A 19104-nucleotide genomic window follows, 5' to 3' on the forward strand; every position below is an offset into this window, starting at 1 on the left:
GGGTGGTCGACGCCGTACCCTCCGCCTGGAACCTGGCGAACGTAGTCACGGTGCTGCGCATCGCGCTGGTGCCGTTCTTCGCCTGGGCTCTCCTCGTCGACGGCGGGCACACCACCACCGGCCGGCTGATCGCGACCGCTCTCTTCGTGGTGGCGGCCGCGACCGACCGGGTCGACGGCTGGCTCGCCCGCCGCTCCGGCCAGGTCACGGATCTGGGCAAGCTCCTGGATCCCATCGCGGACAAGGTGCTCATCGGCACCGCGCTCGTCCTGCTGTCATGGCTCGGCGACCTGCCGTGGTGGGTCACGGTGGTCATCCTCGTGCGGGAGCTCGGCATCACGGCGATGCGGTTCTTCCTCCTGCGGTACGTGGTGCTGCCCGCCTCCCGCGGCGGCAAGCTGAAGACCGTGCTGCAGTCCGTGGCGATCGGCCTCTACCTCCTGCCGCTCGACGTGCTGCCCGGGTTCGTCGAGGTCGTCGCGGCGATCGTCATGGGCGCGGCACTGGTGGTGACCGTGGTGACCGGCCTGGACTACGCGCGGACGGGCCTGCAGATCCGCCGGACCGCCAGCCACCCGCCCGCCCCAGGGCTGTGACGTGTCGCTCGCGGCCGACCTCCTCGCGGCCCTCGGCGCTCGCGGCTGGTCGCTGGGCGTCGCCGAGTCGCTGACCGGTGGGCTCGTGTCGGCCGCGCTCGTCGACGTGCCCGGGGCCTCGGCGGTCCTGCGCGGGGCCGTCGTTGCCTACGCCACCGACCTCAAGGGTGCTCTGCTCGACGTGGACCGCGGACTGCTCGAGGCCAGGGGTGCGGTCGACCCGGACGTCGCCCGCGCCATGGCGGTCGGGGTGCGGGAACGGCTCGGCGCCGACGTCGGCCTGGCGACCACCGGCGTCGCCGGCCCCGACCCGCAGGACGGGAACCCGCCCGGGACGGTCCACGTCGCGGTCGCGACGCCGGAGGGCACCCGCGTGCGATCGCTCCAGCTCGTCGGGTCCCGGGCAGCCGTCAGGGCGCAGACGGTGGACGCCGTGCTGGCGCTGGGGGTGGAATTCGTGGGCCGTTCGGGGTGAACCTGGGCGCGGCGACGGGCTATGGGTCGATCGAGCGGGAACACTCCGACGTGTCGCATCGTTGGAACGACCGTGATGAGCACTCGACCCCCGGCACGGCGCATGCCGTCGCGTGTCGGCGGTGCAAGGTACGGTGGAATCCTCCCGGCGAAGATCTCTGGGGTTCCAGGTTCAGTGGTTCCGGGTCCCCAGCGGACCTCGGTTCCCGGTGGAGATGTGGCACGTGACGCGAGAGGGGGAGCCCGGATGGTTGTACTCCGTCGAGAGATCGGCGATGTGCTGCGGGATGCGCGACAGCGCCAGGGGCGCACCCTGCGCGAGGTGTCGTCGGCAGCCCGCGTGTCGCTCGGGTACCTGAGCGAGGTGGAGCGGGGCCAGAAGGAGGCGTCCTCGGAGCTGCTCAACAGCATCTGCGAGGCGCTCGACGTCCCGATGTCGCTCGTCCTGCGCGAGGTCAGTGACCGTGTGGCCGTCGCCGAGGGTCTGCTGATCCCCGACACGGTGCCTGCGGACCTCGCGGCGTCGGTGGCCAGTGCCACCGACTTCGGGTGGGCGCGGTCGCGGTCGGAGCTCGCCGCCATCAGCTGAGGTAGTTCGTGAATGATCGGGCGGGAGATCCGTCCGGTCGACGGGTCGTCTCCGGGCGCCCGCGACGACGGACAGCGATGTCTGCTCGTCCTCCTGCACGGTCCGTGGGCACCCGCCCGCGGACCGTTGCGCGTTCCGGGGTCAGCCCGGGTTCGCCTGGCATCGCGGGCAGTAGAAGATCGGGCGCTCCATCGGCGGTTTGCGCGCCTGCCCCACGGCGATCGGTCTCCCGCAGCGGTGGCACGGCTGTCGCGCCCTGCCGTGCACGTGCCCGGGTGGCCTCCCGTCGGCGACCGCCCGTTGCAGCTGGTGACGAGCGACCGAGAGCAGCCGACCGGGCTCCGCGACCGCGTCGGCAGGCGTCCACGGCCACAGCCGCTCGGCGAACAGCGACTCGGCCGCGAAGATCGTGCCGATGCCCGCGGTGACCGTCTGGTCCAGCAGCACCTCCGCCGCCGGCGTCGAGCCACGGGCCGCCCACCGCCGCAGCGCCTCGTCGAGGTCGAACGCCTCCGCCAGCATGTCCGGCCCGAGGTGCCCGATCAGGGTGTGCTCGTCGCGGGTGCGCACCACGTCGAGCATGCCCAGGTGGTACCCGACCGTGGTCCAGTCCGCCGTGGCCAGCACCGCGCGGACCTGCGGGGACCGGGCGCCCGCCTCGGGCGAGCCGGTGCGGGCGATGCGCCAGTACCCCTCCATGCGCAGGTGCGTGCGCAGGGTGCGGCCGTCGTCGAACCGGGTGAGCAGGTGCTTCCCGTACGACCGGGTCTCCAGCACGGTCCGCCCGACGAGGTCCACCGTCGCGGCGGTCGGCCAGCGCAGGTCGGACCGCACCAGCACCTGTCCGCCGATCGCGAGCTGGAACCGGTCCGCGGTGCGGCGCAGGATGTCGCCCTCAGGCACAGGCCCTCACGACTGCCGCAGGCGCAGACCGCGCGGGGTCGTGGCGAACCCGGCGGCGGCGAGCGCCTTGCCGAGCGGGCTGTGCAGGGCACCCTCGAGGACGTCGACCCCGTCGACCCGCACGATCGTGAGCCGCCCGGTGTGCCGCGTCCGGGCCGTCGTCGCGAGCCCCTCGGCGGCGGCCTCCAGCACCCCCGTGTCGGACGTGAACGACAGCACGGTCCGGCCGCCACGCTCCAGGTAGAGCACGAGTGCGCCGTCGACGAGCACGACGAGCGCGCCTCCCTTGCGACCGGGACGGTGCCGGCCTGCGCCGTTGTCGGTGGTGTCCGGTCCGGCGACCGGCCACGGCAGCGACGCGCCGTACGGGTTGGCGGGGTCGGTCGCCGCGAGCACGACGACCTGCAGATCGGTGGGACCGTCCTGGTCGGCGGACCGCTCGACCACCTGGGCGTCGACGCGTAGACGGTCGACCGCGCCCGGCAGCGCGAACTGGGAGCCCCCGAGTCGCTCGACGAAGTAGCCACGGCGCACCTGCCCGCCCTGCTCCAGCGCCGAGAGCACGCGGTAGACGTCGGCGAACCGGGCGCCGATCCCCTCGGCCGGGGCGACCGCGCGGGTGAGGATGCCGTGCCGGTCGAGCAGCTGCGCGGCCAGGGCGTGCGCGCGCAAGGTCGGGTCGGGCTCGCGCGCGGGCAGGAGCGACCAACGGCCGCCGCTCGCGGCTCCGTTGAGCCCGAGCGCGCTCGACCGGGTGCCGGGGTCGCCGGCCAGCTGAACGGCTGCGCGCAGGCCCAGGCGAGGGCGCAGCGGCCGGCCGCGCGGCGCGGCCGACCTCGTGCGGTGGGCGGTGCTCCCCGTGCCCAGCCAGGCGCGCAGGGGGGCGAGTCCGTCGTTGGTCACGTGGCCGGTCCAGACGAGGTCCCACACCGCGGTCGCCACGTCGGCCTGCGACGGCGACGCCTCGTCGGGGCGCAGCTGGCGGACGCGCTCGGCCAGCGCGCCGAGGAACCAGGCTCCGCCGCCGCCCAGCGCCTCGAGGATCGCCGCGTGCAGGGGGGAGTCGGGCGCTGCCTCGGCCGCCGGGAGCGTGAGGTCCGCGACCGCGGCGGGATGCAGCGAGACCAGCCCGTCGTGCCCGGCGAGCGACCCGTGGCCCGCCCAGACGACCTCGCCCGCGGCGGTCAGCTCGTCGAGCATCGCCGGGGTGTAGTCGATCACGCGCGCCGGCAGGACGTGGGTCTCGAGCGCGGATGCGGGCATGACCGCGCCGGCGAGCTGTTCGACCACGCGCGCGACGCCGTCGACGCCCCGCAGCGTGCCGGTGGCCGAGCCGCGGCCGGACCGACCGACCGGCTGGACGCCCTGCCAGCGCGGCAGGAACACCCCGAGCGCCTGCGGGTCGACCGGCTCGACCTCTGCCCGGAGAGCAGCGAGCGACCGGCGCCGCAACGTCCGCAGCACGTCCGCGTCGCAGAACTCGTCGCCGGTGCCCCCGAGCACGTCCGGTCGGAGACGCCCCTGGACCAGCACGCCGAGGCCCTCGAGCCGTCGCAGCGTCTCGGCGACGACCGCGACACCCCACCCGAACCGGGTGGCCGCCTGGGCCGCCGTGAAGGGCCCGTGCGTCCGGGCGTGCCGGCGCAGCAGGTCGCCCACGGGGTCCGGCACCACCTCGGTGAACACCTCGGGCACCCCGACCGGCAGGGCGACCCCGAGGGCGTCGCGCAGGCGCCCGGCATCCTCGACGGCTGCCCACTGCTCCGCCCGCTCGGGGGCCACGCCACCAAGACGCACCCGGATGAGCCGCCGGGCGCCCTCCAGGTCGGTCAACCAGGCCGGTACCTGCTCGCGGACCTCCGGCCTCGTGCGCTCGGCCAGCTCGCCGGCGGTGAGCGGTCCGTGCCGCCGGACGGCGTCGGCCAGCTGTTCGAGCGTGCCCGCCTGGCGCTCCGGCGCGCGACCGCTGAGCTCGGCCTCGGTCCGCAGGACGGCGTCCGGGTCGAGCAGGTCGGCCAGCTGAGACTCCCCGCCCTGGCCCAGGAGCTCGGCCAGCAGCGTGGGGTCGAGCGTGAGGGCGGCGGCGCGGCGCTCGGCCAGCGGCGCGTCGCCGTCGTACAGGAACTGGGCGGTGTATCCGAACAGCAGAGACTGCGCGAAGGGCGACGGCTGGGTGGTGGTCACCTCGACGACCCGGATCTTCCGGGAGGCGACGTCCCGCATGAGCGTGGTCAGCGCCTCGGTGTCGAAGTCGTCCTGGAGGCACTCCCGGACCGCCTCCAGGAGGATCGGGAAGTCGGGGTACGCGGAGGCGACCGAGAGCAGCTGCGCCGAGCGCTGCCGCTGCTGCCAGAGCGGCTGGCGGCGGTCGGGGCGCCGCCGGGGGAGCAGCAGGGCTCGGCTCGCGGCCTCGCGGAAGCGCGCACCGAACATGGCCGAGGAGCCGAGCTCGGCCTGCACCGAGCCGAGCACCTCGTCGGGGTCGAGGAAGAGCGACGCCAGGTCGATCGCGGGGCCGGTCTGCTCCGCCCACGGGTCGTCGACGCCGAACCCCGCGTCCAGGCCCCCGTCCAGCATGTCGGGCAGGCGCAGGACGATCCCGTCGTCCGAGTGCATCGCGGCCGCGTCCACGCCGTACCGCTCCCGCAGCCGCGCGCCGATGACGATCGCCCACGGGGCATGCACGCGCGCGCCGTACGGGGAGTGCAGCACCACGCGCCAGTCGCCCAGCTCGTCGCGGAACCGCTCGACCACGAGCACGACGTCGGTGGGGACCTCGCCCGTCGCCTCGCGCTGCTCGCGCAGGTAGGTGAGCAGGTTGTCGGCGGCCCACGGGTCCAGGCCGGCCGCCTCGACGCGCGCGCGGGCATCGTCGTCGGAGAGCGCGCCGAGCTCGCGGACCCAGCCCCCCATCGCCTGCCCCAGCTCGGCGGGCCGGCCCTGGGAGTCGCCCTTCCAGAACGGGAGCCTGCCGGGGACGCCCGGCGCCGGCGTGACCAGCACGCGGTCGGGGGTGATGTCGTCGATCCGCCACGTGCTGGAGCCGAGGGTGAACATGTCGCCGACCCGCGACTCGTAGACCATCTCCTCGTCGAGCTCGCCGACGCGCTTGCCGCCGCGGACCGTGCCGCCGGAACGCTCCGCGTCGACCGGGACGTCGCTCGTGGTCGCGCTGCCGGCCAGGAACACGCCGAACAGGCCGCGGTCCGGGATGGTGCCGCCGCTGGTGACCGCGAGCCGCAGCGCGCCCGGGCGGCCGCTGAGGACGTCGCGCACCCGGTCCCACACGAGCCGAGGGCGCAGCTCTGCGAACTCCTCGCTCGGGTACCGCCCGGCCAGCATGTCGAGCACCGCGCGCAGCGTCGCGTCGCCCAGCCCGGAGAACGGCGACGCGCGCCGCACCACGACCGCCAGCTCCTCGAGCGACCAGTCCTCGACCGCGACCATCGCCACGATCTGCTGCGCGAGCACGTCGAGCGGGTTGCGCGGGATCCGAATCGCCTCGAGCGACCCGTCCCGCATCCGCTGCGCGGTGACCGCCGCCGGGACCAGCTCCCCCCGGAACGTCGGGAAGACGATGCCCCGGGACACCGCACCCACCTGGTGCCCGGCCCGGCCGACGCGCTGCAGCCCGCTGGCCACCGAGGGCGGCGAGCCTACCTGCACCACCAGGTCGATGGCGCCCATGTCGATCCCGAGCTCCAGCGAGCTCGTCGCGACCACCGCGGGCAGCAGCCCGGCCTTGAGCTCGGACTCGGTCCGGGTCCGCTCGGCGCGGCTCATCGAGCCGTGGTGCGCTCGCGCGAGGATCGTGGTGGCGTCCCGGGTGTCGACGCCGACCGCCGTCCCGGACTGCGCGGGCACCGCGGCCGCCCGCAGCGTCGCGGGATCCGGCACGTCCTCGCCCGAGCGCTCGGCCCAGACCTCGTTCATCCTGGCCGTCAGCCGCTCGGCGCCGCGGCGCGAGTTGGTGAACACGAGGGTGGACCGGTGCTGGGCCACGAGGTCGACGACGCGCTCCTCGACGTGCGGCCAGATCGACGGGCGGGGCAGCGGTCCGGCCGCGGCGCCGGACAGGTCGAGGTCGTCCGGCGTCACCTCGGTGCCGCGCAGGTCGGACAGGTCAGGCACGGGCACGACGACGTCGACCACGATCTTCTTGGTCGACGGCGGCTGCACCACGACGACCGGCCGACCCCCGTCCGCGGTCGAGCGCGCCCCGCCGAGGAACTCCGCGACCGCGTCGACCGGCCGCACAGTGGCGGACAAGCCGATGCGCTGCACCGGACCAGGACCGCCGGGGTGGTCCAGCAGCGCGTCGAGCCGTTCGAGCGAGAGGGCCAGGTGCGCGCCGCGCTTGGTGCCGGCGACCGCGTGGATCTCGTCGACGATCACCGTGCGCACCCCGGCGAGCCCGGCCCGCGCGCCCGACGTGAGCACCAGGTAGAGCGACTCGGGCGTGGTGATGAGGATGTCCGGCGGCTTCGTCGCGAAGGCCCGGCGCTCGTTCGGGGGCGTGTCGCCGGTCCGGATGCCGACCGTGACGTCCGGCAGCTCGAGGCCCAGCCGGGTCGCGGCCTGCCGGATGCCGACGAGGGGGGAGCGCAGGTTGCGCTCGACGTCCGTGGCGAGCGCCTTGAGCGGGGAGACGTAGAGAACGCGGCACCGCTCGACGGGATCGTCGGACCGCTCGCCCGTCAGGAGCCCGTCGAGCGCCCACAGGAACGCGGCGAGCGTCTTGCCGGATCCCGTCGGTGCGACGACGAGCGCGTGGTCCCCGCCGGCGACTGCGGTCCATGCCCCGAGCTGCGCGGTGGTGGGCTCGGCGAAGGCGCCCGTGAACCAGGTCCTGGTCGGGTCGGAGAAGCGGTCGAGCACCACCTGGCCATTGTGTCGGCCCGCACCGACACGCGCGCACCCCGGGGGATGGCAGGCTGTCACCCGTGAGGCTTCGAGAGTTCTGGCTGCTGGTGGACGAGGTCCTCGGCAGCGCGCACGGCCGCGAGCTGACGCGTGAGCTCGTGCTCCGCGGGCTCGACCAGCGCACAGCGATGCAGGCGCTCGACGACGACGTCGAGCCGCGCACCGTGTGGCACGCGCTCTGCGACGAGCTCGAGATCTCGGAGAACGACCGCTGGGGAGCGGACGCGCGCCGCCCGGCGCCCCCACGCGCCTAGGAGACTGCCTCATGACGTCCCGGACCGGCACGCCCACCACCACCTGGGCGCCGAGCGTGCGCGACGTCGGTGAGGCGGCCCTGACCCTCGTCGCCACCGGCGTCGGGCTCGCCGTCGCCGTCGCGCTCAGCCGCGGCGTCCGCGCCGACGACGTGGGGGCCATCGCACTCGCGGCCCTCGTCGTGGCGGTCGGCGACCTCGTTCTTCGGGCACCCCTGCGGTTCCTCGCCCGCCGCGGCAGCGCTGTGCTCGCGCTCGGGCTCGGCCTGCTCGCGCAGGTCGCCGTGCTGTGGTTGGCGCTCACCGTGGTGCCGGGCTTCACGGTGGACACGGTCTGGTCCGTGCTCGCGGTCCTCGTGCTCACCGCGATCGTCATGGCCGTCGGGCGGTGGCTGATCGGCGCGAGCAACAGCGACTACGTCGTGTCCGACCTCGTGCGTCGCGCGCGGCGGCAGGCGCGCCGCGAGGGGATCCGTCCGCGGGTGGCCGGCGAGGCGCGCGAGGCCGGGCTGCTCGTGGTGCAGCTGGACGGTGTCGCGGCCCCCGTGCTCCGCGAGGCCATCGAGGCGGGGCTGGCGCCGACCGTGCAGCGGTGGATGACCACAGGCAGCCACAGTCTGGAGTCCTGGTGGGCCCGGATCCCGTCGACGACGCCGGCGAGCCAGGCGGGCCTGCTGCACGGCGACTCCTCCCAGATCCCCGCGTTCCGCTGGTGGGACCGGGACCTCGGTCGGCTGGTCGTCACCAACCACCCCGAGGACGCCGCACTGGTCGAGCAGCGGCTCACCACGGGCAAGGGGCTGCTCGCGGGCGGGGGGACGGCGATCTCGACGATGTTCTCCGGCGACGCCGCGACCAGCTTCGTGGTGATGAGCAAGTCCCGCACCAAGGGTCCGGACGGCGGGCTCGGACCGGGTCCCGCGTACGTGCGCTTCTTCGCCAGCCCGTTCGTGCTGGCCCGCGCCGTGAGCGTGTCCGCGGGGGAGATGATCAAGGAGCTCTACCAGGCGCACCGTCAGCGGGTGCGCGACGTCGAGCCGCGGATCTCGCGCGGCGGCTGGTACGTCGTCCTGCGGGGGATCACCAACGTGCTCCTGCGCGACCTGAACACGTCGTTGGTCGCCGAGGCCCTCCTCCGCGGCGACCCCTCGATCTACGTCGACCTCGTGGACTACGACGAGATCGCGCACCACGCCGGTCCCACCCGGCCCGAGTCGCTGCGCTCGCTGGAGGGTCTCGACCGCGTGCTCGGCACCCTCGAGCGCGTGGCGGCGGTGGCGCCGCGCGACTACGAGATCGTGGTGCTCTCCGACCACGGGCAGGCCCTCGGTGCCACCTACGAGCAGCTCGGCGGCGAGACCCTGCTGGACTCGGTGCGCGCGCACATGGCGGAGCCCGCCGCCGACGGCGTCGAGAGCAGCACGGGCGAGGACTGGGGCCAGCTGAACGCGCTGGTCAACAGCGCGCTGAACCTGTCGCGGGGCTCGGCCGTCCTGGGTCCCGACCAGGGACGTCCCAAGCACCCCGCGACCGGAGCCGACGTGCCCGACGTGGTCACCGTGGGCTCGGGGAACCTCGGCCTCGTCTGGTTCCCGCAGGTGCCGCACCGGCTGTCGCTCGAGGAGCTGCAGGAGCGCTGGCCGGGCATGGTGACCGGGCTCGCCGCCCGGCCCGGCGTCGGGGTCGTCGTCGTCGACACGCAGGCACGTGGCCTCGTCGCGATCGGCCCGCGCGGCCTCGTCCTGCTGGAACAGCCCGACGCGGAGCCGGAGGGGGAGGACCCGCTCGCCCCGTACGGACCGCGCGGGCGTGCCGACCTGCTGCGCGCGGCCCGGCTGCCGCACACCGGCGACCTGCTGCTGGTCTCCACGGTCACGGACCGCGGGCACATCCACGCCTTCGAGGGACAGGTGGGCTCGCACGGTGGGATCGGCGGTGCGCAGAACCACGCCTTCCTGCTGCACCCCACGCGCTGGACGGTCGCCGACGAGCTCCGGGAGGCCGTCGGTGACCACGAGATCCTGGTGGGCGCCGAGGCGGTGCACGAGCAGCTGGTCCGCTGGGCCGACGCCGCGGGGCTGCGGCCATGACCGTGCACGTCCGGTGGCTGGGCCATGCGAGCACCGTGCTCGACGTCGGCGGCGTCCGGCTGCTCACGGACCCGCTGCTGCTCCGGCACGCCGGGCTGCTGCGCCGCCGGGGGGCCGCCCCGCGCCCCGAGTACTGGCAGGGCGCCGACGCGGTCCTGCTCTCGCACCTGCACCACGACCACGCCGAGCTGGGCTCGTTGCGCCTGGTCGGGGACGTCCCGGTGCTCTCCGCGCCCGCGAACGCCCGCTGGCTGCGTGGCCACGGGGTGCCGTCGGGGCACGGGCTCACCGACCTCGAGTGGTGGACGGTGCCGGGCTCGGACGTCCGGCTGCGGCTCGTCCCGGCGGTGCACGAGCACCGGCAGATGCCGCACCGCCCGAACTCGACGCACGGCTTCGTGGTGGCGACCGACGACGTCCGGATCTGGTTCGCGGGAGACACAGCGCCGTACGCGAGCATGTCGATCCTCCCGGTGCTCGCGGGCGGCCCCGTCGACCTGGCGCTCGTGCCGGTCGGCGGGTGGGGGCCTCGCCTGTCCGGCGGGCACATGGACCCGGCCCAGGCCGCGCGGGCGTGCAGGGCCGTCGGCGCCCGCGAGGCCGTGCCGATCCACTGGGGCACGCTGCACGCCCCCGTCTCGCGTCGACTGCCGCCGGGCTGGATGGACCGCGCCGGGCCGGCGTTCGCGCACGCGGCGGCACGTCTCGCGCCGGGGGTGCGCGTGCACGTCCTGGCGCCGGGGGAGCAGCTCGCGGTGACCCCGACACGCTGACGGCGTGTCGCGCACATCGAACACCTGTTCGGCTAGGGTGGTCCTGCGGGTGAGCGACCGAGCCTCCCACAGCCCCCTCCGGCACACGCCGGATCCCCGGGGCACGGGTGGCGCGGTCGGTATGTCGGTGGTCGGACATAGCGTCGCTCGCAACAAGACCAGCCCCCGTACCGCAGCAGCAGCTGCTCGAGACAGACGAGGTCGACATGCCCGCACCGAAGGATCGCGAGAAGGCCCTCGAGGCCGCGCTCAGCCAGATCGACCGCCAGTTCGGCAAGGGGTCGATCATGCGGCTCGGCGACGACGGCCGCGCCCCCGTCGAGGTCATCCCCACGGGCTCCATCGCCCTGGACGTCGCACTCGGCATCGGAGGGCTGCCGCGGGGCCGCGTCGTGGAGATCTACGGTCCGGAGTCCTCGGGCAAGACCACGCTCGCGCTGCACGCGGTCGCCAACGCGCAGAAGGCCGGCGGCATCGCCGCCTTCATCGACGCCGAGCACGCGCTGGACCCCGAGTACGCCAAGAAGCTCGGCGTGGACACCGACGCGCTCCTCGTCTCCCAGCCGGACACCGGCGAGCAGGCGCTGGAGATCATGGACATGCTGATCCGCTCCGGCGCCATCGACATCGTCGTGGTCGACTCGGTCGCCGCGCTCGTGCCGAAGGCCGAGATCGAGGGCGAGATGGGTGACAGCCACGTCGGCCTGCAGGCTCGGCTCATGTCCCAGGCGCTGCGCAAGATCACCGGCGCGCTCAACTCGTCCGGCACCACGGCCATCTTCATCAACCAGCTCCGCGAGAAGATCGGCGTGATGTTCGGGTCGCCCGAGACGACCACGGGTGGCAAGGCGCTGAAGTTCTACGCGTCGGTGCGCCTGGACATCCGGCGCATCGAGACCCTCAAGGAGGGCACCGAGGCGGTCGGCAACCGGACCCGCGTGAAGGTGGTCAAGAACAAGATGGCGCCGCCCTTCAAGCAGGCGGAGTTCGACATCCTCTACGGGGTCGGCATCTCCCGCGAGGGCAGCCTGATCGACATGGGTGTGGAGCACGGCTTCGTGCGCAAGTCCGGCGCCTGGTACACGTACGAGGGCGACCAGCTGGGTCAGGGCAAGGAGAACGCCCGCGCCTTCCTGCGGGACAACCCGGACCTGGCCGTCGAGCTGGACAAGAAGATCAAGGAGAAGCTCGGCATCGGCGCACGGGTCGACGCGCCGGCCGACGCCGTGCCGGTCGTCGACTTCTGAGCAGTCGCATGACCAGCAGCAACCGACGTCGAGGGCGGTTCGGGACCGAGCCGCCCTCGACGGGTGCGGCTGCGCAAGATGTCGAGCCGGACCAGGAGTCCGTGGCGCGAGCGATCGCGCTGCGGCTCCTGACCTCCTCGGCGCGCAGCCGGGGGCAGCTCGCCGAGGCGATGGCCCGCAAGGGTGTCCCCGACGAGGTCGCGGACCGGGTGCTCGACCGGTTCACGGAGGTCGGGCTGATCGACGATGCCGAGTACGCGCGCATGCTCGTCCGGACGCGGCACTCGGAGCGCGGGCTCTCCCGGCGGGCGATCGCGGTGGAGCTGCGCCGCCGCGGGATCGACGACGAGACCGCCGGCGACGCGCTCGAGCAGGTCGACTCGGACGACGAGGACGAGGCCGCGCGGCGGCTCGTGCGGCGCAAGCTTGCCTCGACGTCCGGGCTGGACGCGCAGACGCGGTCGCGGCGCACGCTCGCGGCGCTGGGACGCAAGGGGTACCCGCCGGGCCTGGTGGCTCGGCTCCTGCGCGAGGAGCTCGCCCAGCAGGGCGCCGAGGGCACGGACGAGCTCGACGGGTTCGATCCCGGTCCGTGACGTCCGGCACAACTCCGCACACTCTGCCGCCCGTCGGGGTGGCGAACGGCCCGGACGCGGCCGGGTGTGAGCGACAATGGCCCAGACCCGCGCACCGGCACCGGTGCGCGTCGTGCGCGGCCCGACCAGGAGGATGACGTGGACGCAGGCGCCATCGCCACGATCGTGGGGCTGCTCGGCGCATGTCTCGTCGCGCTGGTGCTCGTCCTGGTCGCCCGGCGTGAAGCCGGCGTCCAGCGCGCCCGGGCCGAGGAGGACGTCGCCTCGATCAAGGACGACGCGCGGGCGATGCTCGCCGACGTCGAGCGCCGTGAGCGGCGGCTGACCGAGCGGGAGCAGAGCGTCGCGGCCGATCGCACCGAGGTCGACGAGCTCGAGCGGCGCGCCCGTGCGGACGCCGAGAACGCGGCCGAGGCCAAGCGGGCCGGCACGCGCACTCTCGAGGAGGCCGAGCGCGCCGCCGCACAGCGCGCGACGGACGCCGAGCGCGCGGCGCTCGCCGAGCTCGAGTCGGTCACCGGCCTGACGGCCGAGGACGCCCGCGCCGAGCTGACCCGGCGGGTGGTCGAGCAGGCCCAGAACGACGCCGCGGCCCAGGTCCGCCGCGCGGAGGCCCAGGCGCGACGGACCGCGGAGGCGCGCGCGCGCCGGATCGTCACCACGGCCGTGCAGCGCCTCGCCGTCCCGACCAGCACGCAGTCCCCGCTCACGGTGCTGCCGCTCCCGTCGGACGAGATGAAGGGCCGGATCATCGGCAAAGAGGGCCGCAACATCCGGTCCTTCGAGGCGCTGACCGGGGTGAACGTCCTGGTCGACGACCAGCCCGACGCCGTCGTCCTCTCGTGCTTCGACACCGAACGCCGCGAGGTCGCCCAGGTGGCTCTCGAGGCGCTCATGGCGGACGGCCGCATCCACCCGCAGCGCATCGAGCAGGCCTACGCCGAGGCGCTGGCCGGTGCGGACGAGCGGACCGACGCAGCCGGCCACGATGCCGCCGAGCGCGCCGGTGTGGGCGCGCTGCCGCCGACCCTCATCCGCACGCTCGGTCGTCTGCGCCTGCGCACGTCCTACGGGCAGAACGTCCTCGAGCACCTCGTGGAGACCGCCCAGCTGGCCGCCGCCCTCGCCGCCGAGATCGGCGCGGACGTCGAGGTGACCCGCCGGGGCGCGTTCCTGCACGACCTCGGCAAGGCGCTCACCGCGGAGGTGCCCGGCACGCACGCCGCGGTCGGGGCAGACCTCGCCCGTCGTCACGGCGAGTCGGCGACCGTGGTCAACGCGATCGCCGCGCACCACGACGAGGTCCCCACCGAGACGGTCGAGGCCGTGCTCGTCCAGGTGGCGGACGCGATCTCCGCCGCCCGCCCGGGCGCCCGCCGCGAAGAGCTGGACCAGTACGTGGAGCGCATCGACAAGCTCGAGCAGCTCGTCGCCGCGCACGCGGGGGTGCGCCGCGCTCTGGCCATGTCCGCAGGCCGGGAGGTGCGGGTCGTGGTCGAGCCGTCCGAGGTCGACGACTACGCCCTGCCGCAGCTGGCCGTGGCCATCGCGCGCCACATCGAGGCCGACCTGGCCTACCCCGGCGAGATCACCGTGACGGTCGTCCGCGAGATCCGGGCGAGCGCGACCGCCGGTTAGTCCTTCCCGAGGGCGGTCACCAGGGTGGGTGCCTCCGCCTGCGGCTTTCCGGCGGTTCGACGGCCGACGCGTCCGGCGAGAATCTCGGCCACCTTGGTGAGCCCGTAGTTGATGACGATGAAGATGAGTGCCGCCACGACCAGCGACTGCAGGATGTTGCCGTTGCCGGACCCGTACCGGCGCGCGGCGTCCAGCAGCTCCGGGTACGTGATGATCACGCCGAGCGCGGTGTCCTTGAGGATCACCACCAGCTGGCTGGCGATAGCGGGCAGCATCGCGATGACCGCCTGAGGCACCTCGATGAGTCGCAGCGACTGCACGTCCCRGAGCCCGACGGCGAGCGCGGCCTCTCGCTGACCCTTGGGCAGGCCGTGCACGCCGGACCGGATCAGCTCCGCGAAGACCGAGCCGTTGTAGAACGTGAGGCCCAGGACGACGGCGACCAGGGGGACGTCGGACGGCTCGATGATCCGCAGCTGCCCGAGACCGAGGTAGAAGAAGATCATCATGAGCAGCACAGGCACTGCCCGGAAGAACTCGACGACGCCCCCGCTCAGGGTGCGCACGATCTTCGAGGACGACAACCGCCCGAGGCCGAACACGAACCCGTAGACCGCGCTGGTCACGATCGAGATGCCGGCGGCCTTCAAGGTCTCGACGAGGCCGGGCAGCAGGTAGTTGACCCACGGGTTGGCGGTCAGGAACGGCTTCCACAGGGCGGCATCGAGCTGCCCCTTCGCGCCCAGGCGCGCGAGCACCCAGACGCCGATGCCGGCCACGACGACGGTCGCGGCGATGTTCACCCAGACCATGCGCCGCCGGGCGACGGGACCGGGGACGTCGAACAGGGTGCTCATCGGGACACCGCCAGTCGTCGGGAGAGCGAGGTCGTGGCCAGGCCGATCGGCACGACGATGAGGACGAAGCCGAGCGCGAAGGTCAGGAAGATCGCGAGGATCACGTCCGGTCGGAACTCGATCATGGTCTTCATCAGGCCGGACGCCTCCGCCACCGACGCAGCGGCCGCGACGGTGGAGTTCTTGGTCAGGGCGATGAGCACGTTGCCCAGGGGAGCGACGGACCCGCGGAACGCCTGCGGGAGGATGATCAGCCGCGCGGCGGGCCAGAACGAGAGCCCGATGGCCCGGGCGGCTTCCGCCTGACCGACGGGCACGGTGTTCACACCGGACCGCAGCGCCTCGCAGACGAAGGCGGCGTGGTAGACGCTCAGCCCCAGCACGGCGAGGCGGAAGAAGTTCGTCTGGAAGTCGGGCGAGAGCGTCAGGCCCAGCTGCCCCCAGAGCCCGAGCACGCAGAAGACCATGATGATCGTCAGGGGCGTGTTGCGCAGCAGCGTCACGTACGTCGAGCCCGCCCAGCGCAGGCTGGGCACGGGCGAGATCCGCATGATCGCCAGGATCGTGCCCAGGATCAGCGCGAGGATCGCGGCGTAGAAGGTCAGCTGGATGTTGACCCAGAACGCCGCGAGCACGTCGAACTCATCGAACAGTGACAGGAACTGCTGGAGGAAACCGTCGTCCACCGACGCTCCTAGCTCTTGGAGGGACCGGGGGCCCGCGCGGTCACCGCGCAGGCCCCCGGAACGTCAGCGGGTCAGGCGCAGGCGGCGGGCTCCGGCGGGTTGAGCTCGTCGTTCGCCTTGTAGCCGGAGGCGCCGACGTTCTTGTCGAGCAGCTCCTGCCACGTGCCGTCGTCGATCATCTTGGTGATGGCGTCGTTGATGGCCTCGCACTGGTCGGACCCCTTGGGGATGCCGACGCCGTAGTTCTCCTCGGAGAACGGGTTGCCGACGACCTTGACCTTGCCCTCGTTGGCGGGCACGGCCGCGAGACCGGCCAGGATGATGTCGTCCGTGGTGACGGCGTCGACCGTGCCGGCGGTCAGGGCGGTCACGCACTCGGCGTACCCCGGCTGCTCGAGCAGGTTCGTCCCCGCGGCGTACTCGTCCTTGATGCGCTGGGCCGACGTGGAGCCGGTGACGGAGCAGAGGTTCTTGCCCTCGAGGTCCTGCGGGCCGGTGATCGAGTCGTCGTCCGCGGCGACCAGCAGGTCCTGGCCGGCGACGAAGTACGGACCTGCGAAGGAGACGACCTCCTTGCGCTTGTCGGTGATCGAGTAGGTGGCAAAGATCATGTCCACCTGCCCGTTCTGCAGCAGCGTCTCGCGCTGGGCCGAGGGGGACTGGACCCACTCGATCTGGTCCTCCCCGTAGCCGAGCTCGCCCGCGACGAACTTCGCCACGTCGACGTCGAAGCCCGTGTACTCGCTGCCGTCCTGGAAGCCCAGTCCGGGCTGGTCGAACTTGATGCCGATCTTGATGGTGCCCTCGGCGCCACCGGAGGCTTCGGTCTCCTCGCTCGTCGCGCCCGCGTCGGTGTCCGTGTCGTCGCCGCCGTCGCTCGAACAGCCTGCGAGCGTGAGCGTGGCCGCTGCGGCGAGTGCCAGTACCAGTCGTCCCCTGCGCATGGTGTGTCCCCTTCGTGTGGTGTGCGGTGTCGGTTCGGTTGTGGTGGGGGTGGGTCAGTGGGTGAGGATCTTCGAGAGGAAGTCGCGCGCGCGATCGCTCGTCGGCGCCGTGAAGAACGTCTCCGGGTCGGCCTCCTCGACGATCTGGCCGCCGTCCATGAACACCACGCGGTTGGCGGCCTTGCGGGCGAAGCCCATCTCGTGGGTGACGACGATCATCGTCATGCCGTCGCGGGCGAGGCCGACCATGACGTCGAGCACCTCGTTGATCATCTCGGGGTCGAGTGCCGAGGTCGGCTCGTCGAAGAGCATGACCTTGGGCTGCATGGCGAGCGCCCGGGCGATCGCCACCCGCTGCTGCTGGCCGCCCGAGAGCTGCGCGGGGAGCTTGTCGGCCTGGTTGCGCACCCCGACGCGGTCGAGCAGGTCGTAGGCGATCTCGCGGGCCTTCGCGGGCTTGACGCCCTTGGCCTTGATCTGGCCGAGCGTGACGTTCTCGAGGACGGTCTTGTGCGCGAACAGGTTGAACGACTGGAACACCATCCCGACGTCGGCCCGCAGCCGGGCGAGCGCGCGACCCTCGGCGGGCAGGGCCTGACCGTCGAGCGTGATGGTGCCGGAGTCGATGGTCTCCAGCCGGTTGATCGTCCGGCAGAGCGTCGACTTCCCGCTTCCGGACGGGCCGATGATCACGACCACCTCGCCGCGGCGCACGGTCAGGTCGATGTGCTGGAGCACGTGCAGGGGGCCGAAGTGCTTGTCGACGCCCCGGAGCTCCACGAGGGCGTCGGACGTCTGGTCGGTCGGGGCGGGCGGTGCGGCTGAGGTGTCCACCATTGGACGAACTTACGGGGGGTTTGCCCGATCTGGCGAGCCACGACGGTCACGGTTCGGCAACGCACCCGTCAAGCACAACCCCAGGTGAGGGGCTCGGCGCGACCGGCCGTACCCTTGTCGGTGATGTCCACGACCCTGCCTGCCGCCCTGCCGGACCTGTCGACGGCGACCCCGACGGCGCACCCGCGCACCTATCTGGTCAAGACCCTCGGCTGCCAGATGAACGTGCACGACTCCGAGCACATGGCGGGGATGCTCGAGCAGGCCGGCTACGTCGCCGCGAGCCCGGTGGAGGCTGCCGCCGAGGATGCCGACGTCATCGTGATCAACACCTGCGCGGTCCGCGAGAACGCCGCCGACAAGCTGTACGGGAACCTGGGCCGGCTCGCGGGCACCAAGCGGGCGCGACCGGGGATGCAGATCGCGGTCGGCGGCTGTCTCGCGCAGAAGGACCGCGCCGGGATCGTCGAGCGCGCGCCGTGGGTGGACGTGGTGTTCGGCACGCACAACCTCGACGTGCTGCCGGTCCTGCTGGAGCGCGCCCGCCACAACGCGGAGGCGCAGGTCGAGATCGAGGAGTCCCTGCAGGTCTTCCCCAGCACGCTGCCGACCCGCCGCGAGTCGGTGTTCGCCGGCTGGGTGTCCATCAGCGTGGGCTGCAACAACACGTGCACCTTCTGCATCGTCCCGCACCTGCGCGGCAAGGAGCGCGACCGCCGGCCGGGCGAGATCCTGGCGGAGGTCCAGGCGCTGGTCTCGCAGGGCGCGATCGAGGTGACGTTGCTCGGCCAGAATGTGAACTCCTACGGCGTCGAGTTCGGCGACCGAGGCGCGTTCGCCTCGCTGCTGCGCGCGGCGGGTGCGATCGAGGGCCTCGAACGGCTGCGGTTCACGTCCCCGCACCCGGCGGCGTTCACGGACGACGTCATCGCGGCGATGGCCGAGACGCCGACCGTGATGCCGCAGCTGCACATGCCGCTGCAGTCGGGCTCCGACCGCATCCTGCGGGCGATGCGCCGCTCGTACCGGTCGGACAAGTTCCTCGGCATCCTCGACCGCGTCCGGGCCGCGATGCCCGACGCGGCGATCACGACCGACATCATCGTGGGCTTCCCCGGGGAGACCGAGGAGGACTTCGCGGAGACCCTCCGGGTGGTCGAGGCCTCGCGGTTCGCGTCCGCGTTCACGTTCCAGTACTCGCCGCGCCCCGGCACGGCCGCGTTCGACCTGCCGGACCAGCTGCCGAAGAGCGTGGTGCAGGAGCGCTACCTGCGCCTCACCGCCCTGCAGGACCGGATCTCGCAGGAGGAGAACCAGGCGCAGGTCGGTCGCACGGTGCAGGTGCTGGTCGCCGAGGCCGAGGGTCGTAAGGACGAGGCCACGCACCGGGTCACCGGGCGCGCCGCCGACAACCTGCTCGTCCACCTCGCGGTGCCGGTCCAGGCCGCGGACGCACCCCGGCCGGGCGACCTCGTGACTGTCACGGTGACGCACGCGGCGCCGTACCACCTGGTCGCCGACTCCGCGGTGACCGGCGGGACGTTCGAGGTCCGCCGGACCGCCGCGGGCGACGCGTGGGAGCGTCGGCAGGACGGCGGCGACGAGCACAGCCACGGCGGCGCCGCCGACGCGTGCGGCACGCCCGGTCCCACCGGTCCGGTCTCGCTCGGGCTGCCGACCCTGGTGCGGCGCTGACC

General features: G+C 73.3%; 16 protein-coding genes. 10 read left to right on the forward strand and 6 right to left on the reverse strand.

What is annotated here, in order from left to right:
• Window positions 1-2 precede the first annotated feature (2 nt).
• From pgsA to AC1DXT_RS19540, 3 genes are all read left to right on the forward strand, one after another.
• Entirely contained in the window at window positions 3-596 is a 594-nt protein-coding gene (gene pgsA / locus AC1DXT_RS19530; protein ID WP_477062952.1) for a CDP-diacylglycerol--glycerol-3-phosphate 3-phosphatidyltransferase, read from the forward strand.
• A 1-nt stretch (window position 597) separates the two neighbouring features.
• The gene (locus AC1DXT_RS19535; protein ID WP_477062953.1) at window positions 598-1071 is read left to right on the forward strand and encodes a CinA family protein; all 474 of its coding nucleotides are present in this window, start codon (window positions 598-600) and stop codon (window positions 1069-1071) included.
• A 246-nt stretch (window positions 1072-1317) separates the two neighbouring features.
• Window positions 1318-1659: a helix-turn-helix domain-containing protein gene (locus AC1DXT_RS19540; protein ID WP_056093268.1), complete on the forward strand. Its 342-nt coding sequence runs from the start codon at window positions 1318-1320 to the stop codon at window positions 1657-1659.
• Window positions 1660-1800: 141 nt separating this feature from the next.
• Here AC1DXT_RS19540 and AC1DXT_RS19545 read toward each other — a convergent pair whose 3' ends face one another.
• On the reverse strand, window positions 1801-2562 hold the full coding sequence (locus AC1DXT_RS19545; protein ID WP_477062954.1) for a DNA-formamidopyrimidine glycosylase family protein: 762 nt from the start codon (window positions 2560-2562) through the stop codon (window positions 1801-1803).
• 6 nt (window positions 2563-2568) lie between these two features.
• Complete coding sequence (locus tag AC1DXT_RS19550; RefSeq protein WP_477062955.1) at window positions 2569-7443, reverse strand: ATP-dependent helicase; 4875 nt, start codon at window positions 7441-7443, stop codon at window positions 2569-2571.
• A gap of 62 nt (window positions 7444-7505) precedes the next feature.
• Between AC1DXT_RS19550 and AC1DXT_RS19555 the strand changes: the two genes are divergently transcribed.
• The 6 genes from AC1DXT_RS19555 (at window position 7506) to rny (ending at window position 14083) form a co-directional block, all read left to right on the forward strand.
• The gene (locus tag AC1DXT_RS19555; protein ID WP_421741892.1) at window positions 7506-7739 is read left to right on the forward strand and encodes a DUF3046 domain-containing protein; all 234 of its coding nucleotides are present in this window, start codon (window positions 7506-7508) and stop codon (window positions 7737-7739) included.
• Window positions 7740-7750: 11 nt separating this feature from the next.
• Window positions 7751-9829 carry an alkaline phosphatase family protein gene (locus AC1DXT_RS19560; protein ID WP_477062956.1) on the forward strand — a complete coding sequence of 693 codons (2079 nt, stop codon included), beginning with the start codon at window positions 7751-7753 and terminating at the stop codon, window positions 9827-9829.
• Window positions 9826-10602: an MBL fold metallo-hydrolase gene (locus AC1DXT_RS19565; RefSeq protein WP_477062957.1), complete on the forward strand. Its 777-nt coding sequence runs from the start codon at window positions 9826-9828 to the stop codon at window positions 10600-10602. Before AC1DXT_RS19560 ends, AC1DXT_RS19565 begins: the two co-directional genes overlap by 4 nt.
• A gap of 206 nt (window positions 10603-10808) precedes the next feature.
• On the forward strand, window positions 10809-11849 hold the full coding sequence (recA, locus tag AC1DXT_RS19570) for a recombinase RecA (protein WP_477062958.1): 1041 nt from the start codon (window positions 10809-10811) through the stop codon (window positions 11847-11849).
• Window positions 11850-11857: 8 nt separating this feature from the next.
• Complete coding sequence (locus AC1DXT_RS19575; protein WP_477062959.1) at window positions 11858-12445, forward strand: regulatory protein RecX; 588 nt, start codon at window positions 11858-11860, stop codon at window positions 12443-12445.
• Window positions 12446-12583: 138 nt separating this feature from the next.
• Window positions 12584-14083 carry a ribonuclease Y gene (gene rny, locus AC1DXT_RS19580; protein WP_477062960.1) on the forward strand — a complete coding sequence of 500 codons (1500 nt, stop codon included), beginning with the start codon at window positions 12584-12586 and terminating at the stop codon, window positions 14081-14083.
• Here rny and AC1DXT_RS19585 read toward each other — a convergent pair.
• The 4 genes from AC1DXT_RS19585 to AC1DXT_RS19600 all read right to left on the reverse strand — a co-directional run bounded on the left by AC1DXT_RS19585 (window position 14080) and on the right by AC1DXT_RS19600 (window position 17407).
• The gene (locus AC1DXT_RS19585; protein ID WP_477062961.1) at window positions 14080-14940 is read right to left on the reverse strand and encodes an amino acid ABC transporter permease; all 861 of its coding nucleotides are present in this window, start codon (window positions 14938-14940) and stop codon (window positions 14080-14082) included. The two genes, rny and AC1DXT_RS19585, sit on opposite strands and share 4 nt — an antisense overlap.
• Window positions 14937-15626 carry an amino acid ABC transporter permease gene (locus AC1DXT_RS19590; RefSeq protein ID WP_477062962.1) on the reverse strand — a complete coding sequence of 230 codons (690 nt, stop codon included), beginning with the start codon at window positions 15624-15626 and terminating at the stop codon, window positions 14937-14939. The genes AC1DXT_RS19585 and AC1DXT_RS19590 overlap by 4 nt, the downstream gene beginning before the upstream one ends.
• A 71-nt stretch (window positions 15627-15697) precedes the next feature.
• Window positions 15698-16570: a glutamate ABC transporter substrate-binding protein gene (locus AC1DXT_RS19595; protein WP_477062963.1), complete on the reverse strand. Its 873-nt coding sequence runs from the start codon at window positions 16568-16570 to the stop codon at window positions 15698-15700.
• A gap of 54 nt (window positions 16571-16624) precedes the next feature.
• Entirely contained in the window at window positions 16625-17407 is a 783-nt protein-coding gene (locus AC1DXT_RS19600; RefSeq protein WP_477062964.1) for an amino acid ABC transporter ATP-binding protein, read from the reverse strand.
• Window positions 17408-17530: 123 nt separating this feature from the next.
• On the opposite strand from AC1DXT_RS19600, the gene miaB reads away from it, so the two are divergent.
• Window positions 17531-19102: a tRNA (N6-isopentenyl adenosine(37)-C2)-methylthiotransferase MiaB gene (gene miaB / locus AC1DXT_RS19605; RefSeq protein ID WP_477062965.1), complete on the forward strand. Its 1572-nt coding sequence runs from the start codon at window positions 17531-17533 to the stop codon at window positions 19100-19102.
• Window positions 19103-19104: the final 2 nt, after the last annotated feature.

The organism is Cellulomonas sp. P1_G12_2 (assembly GCF_056405535.1).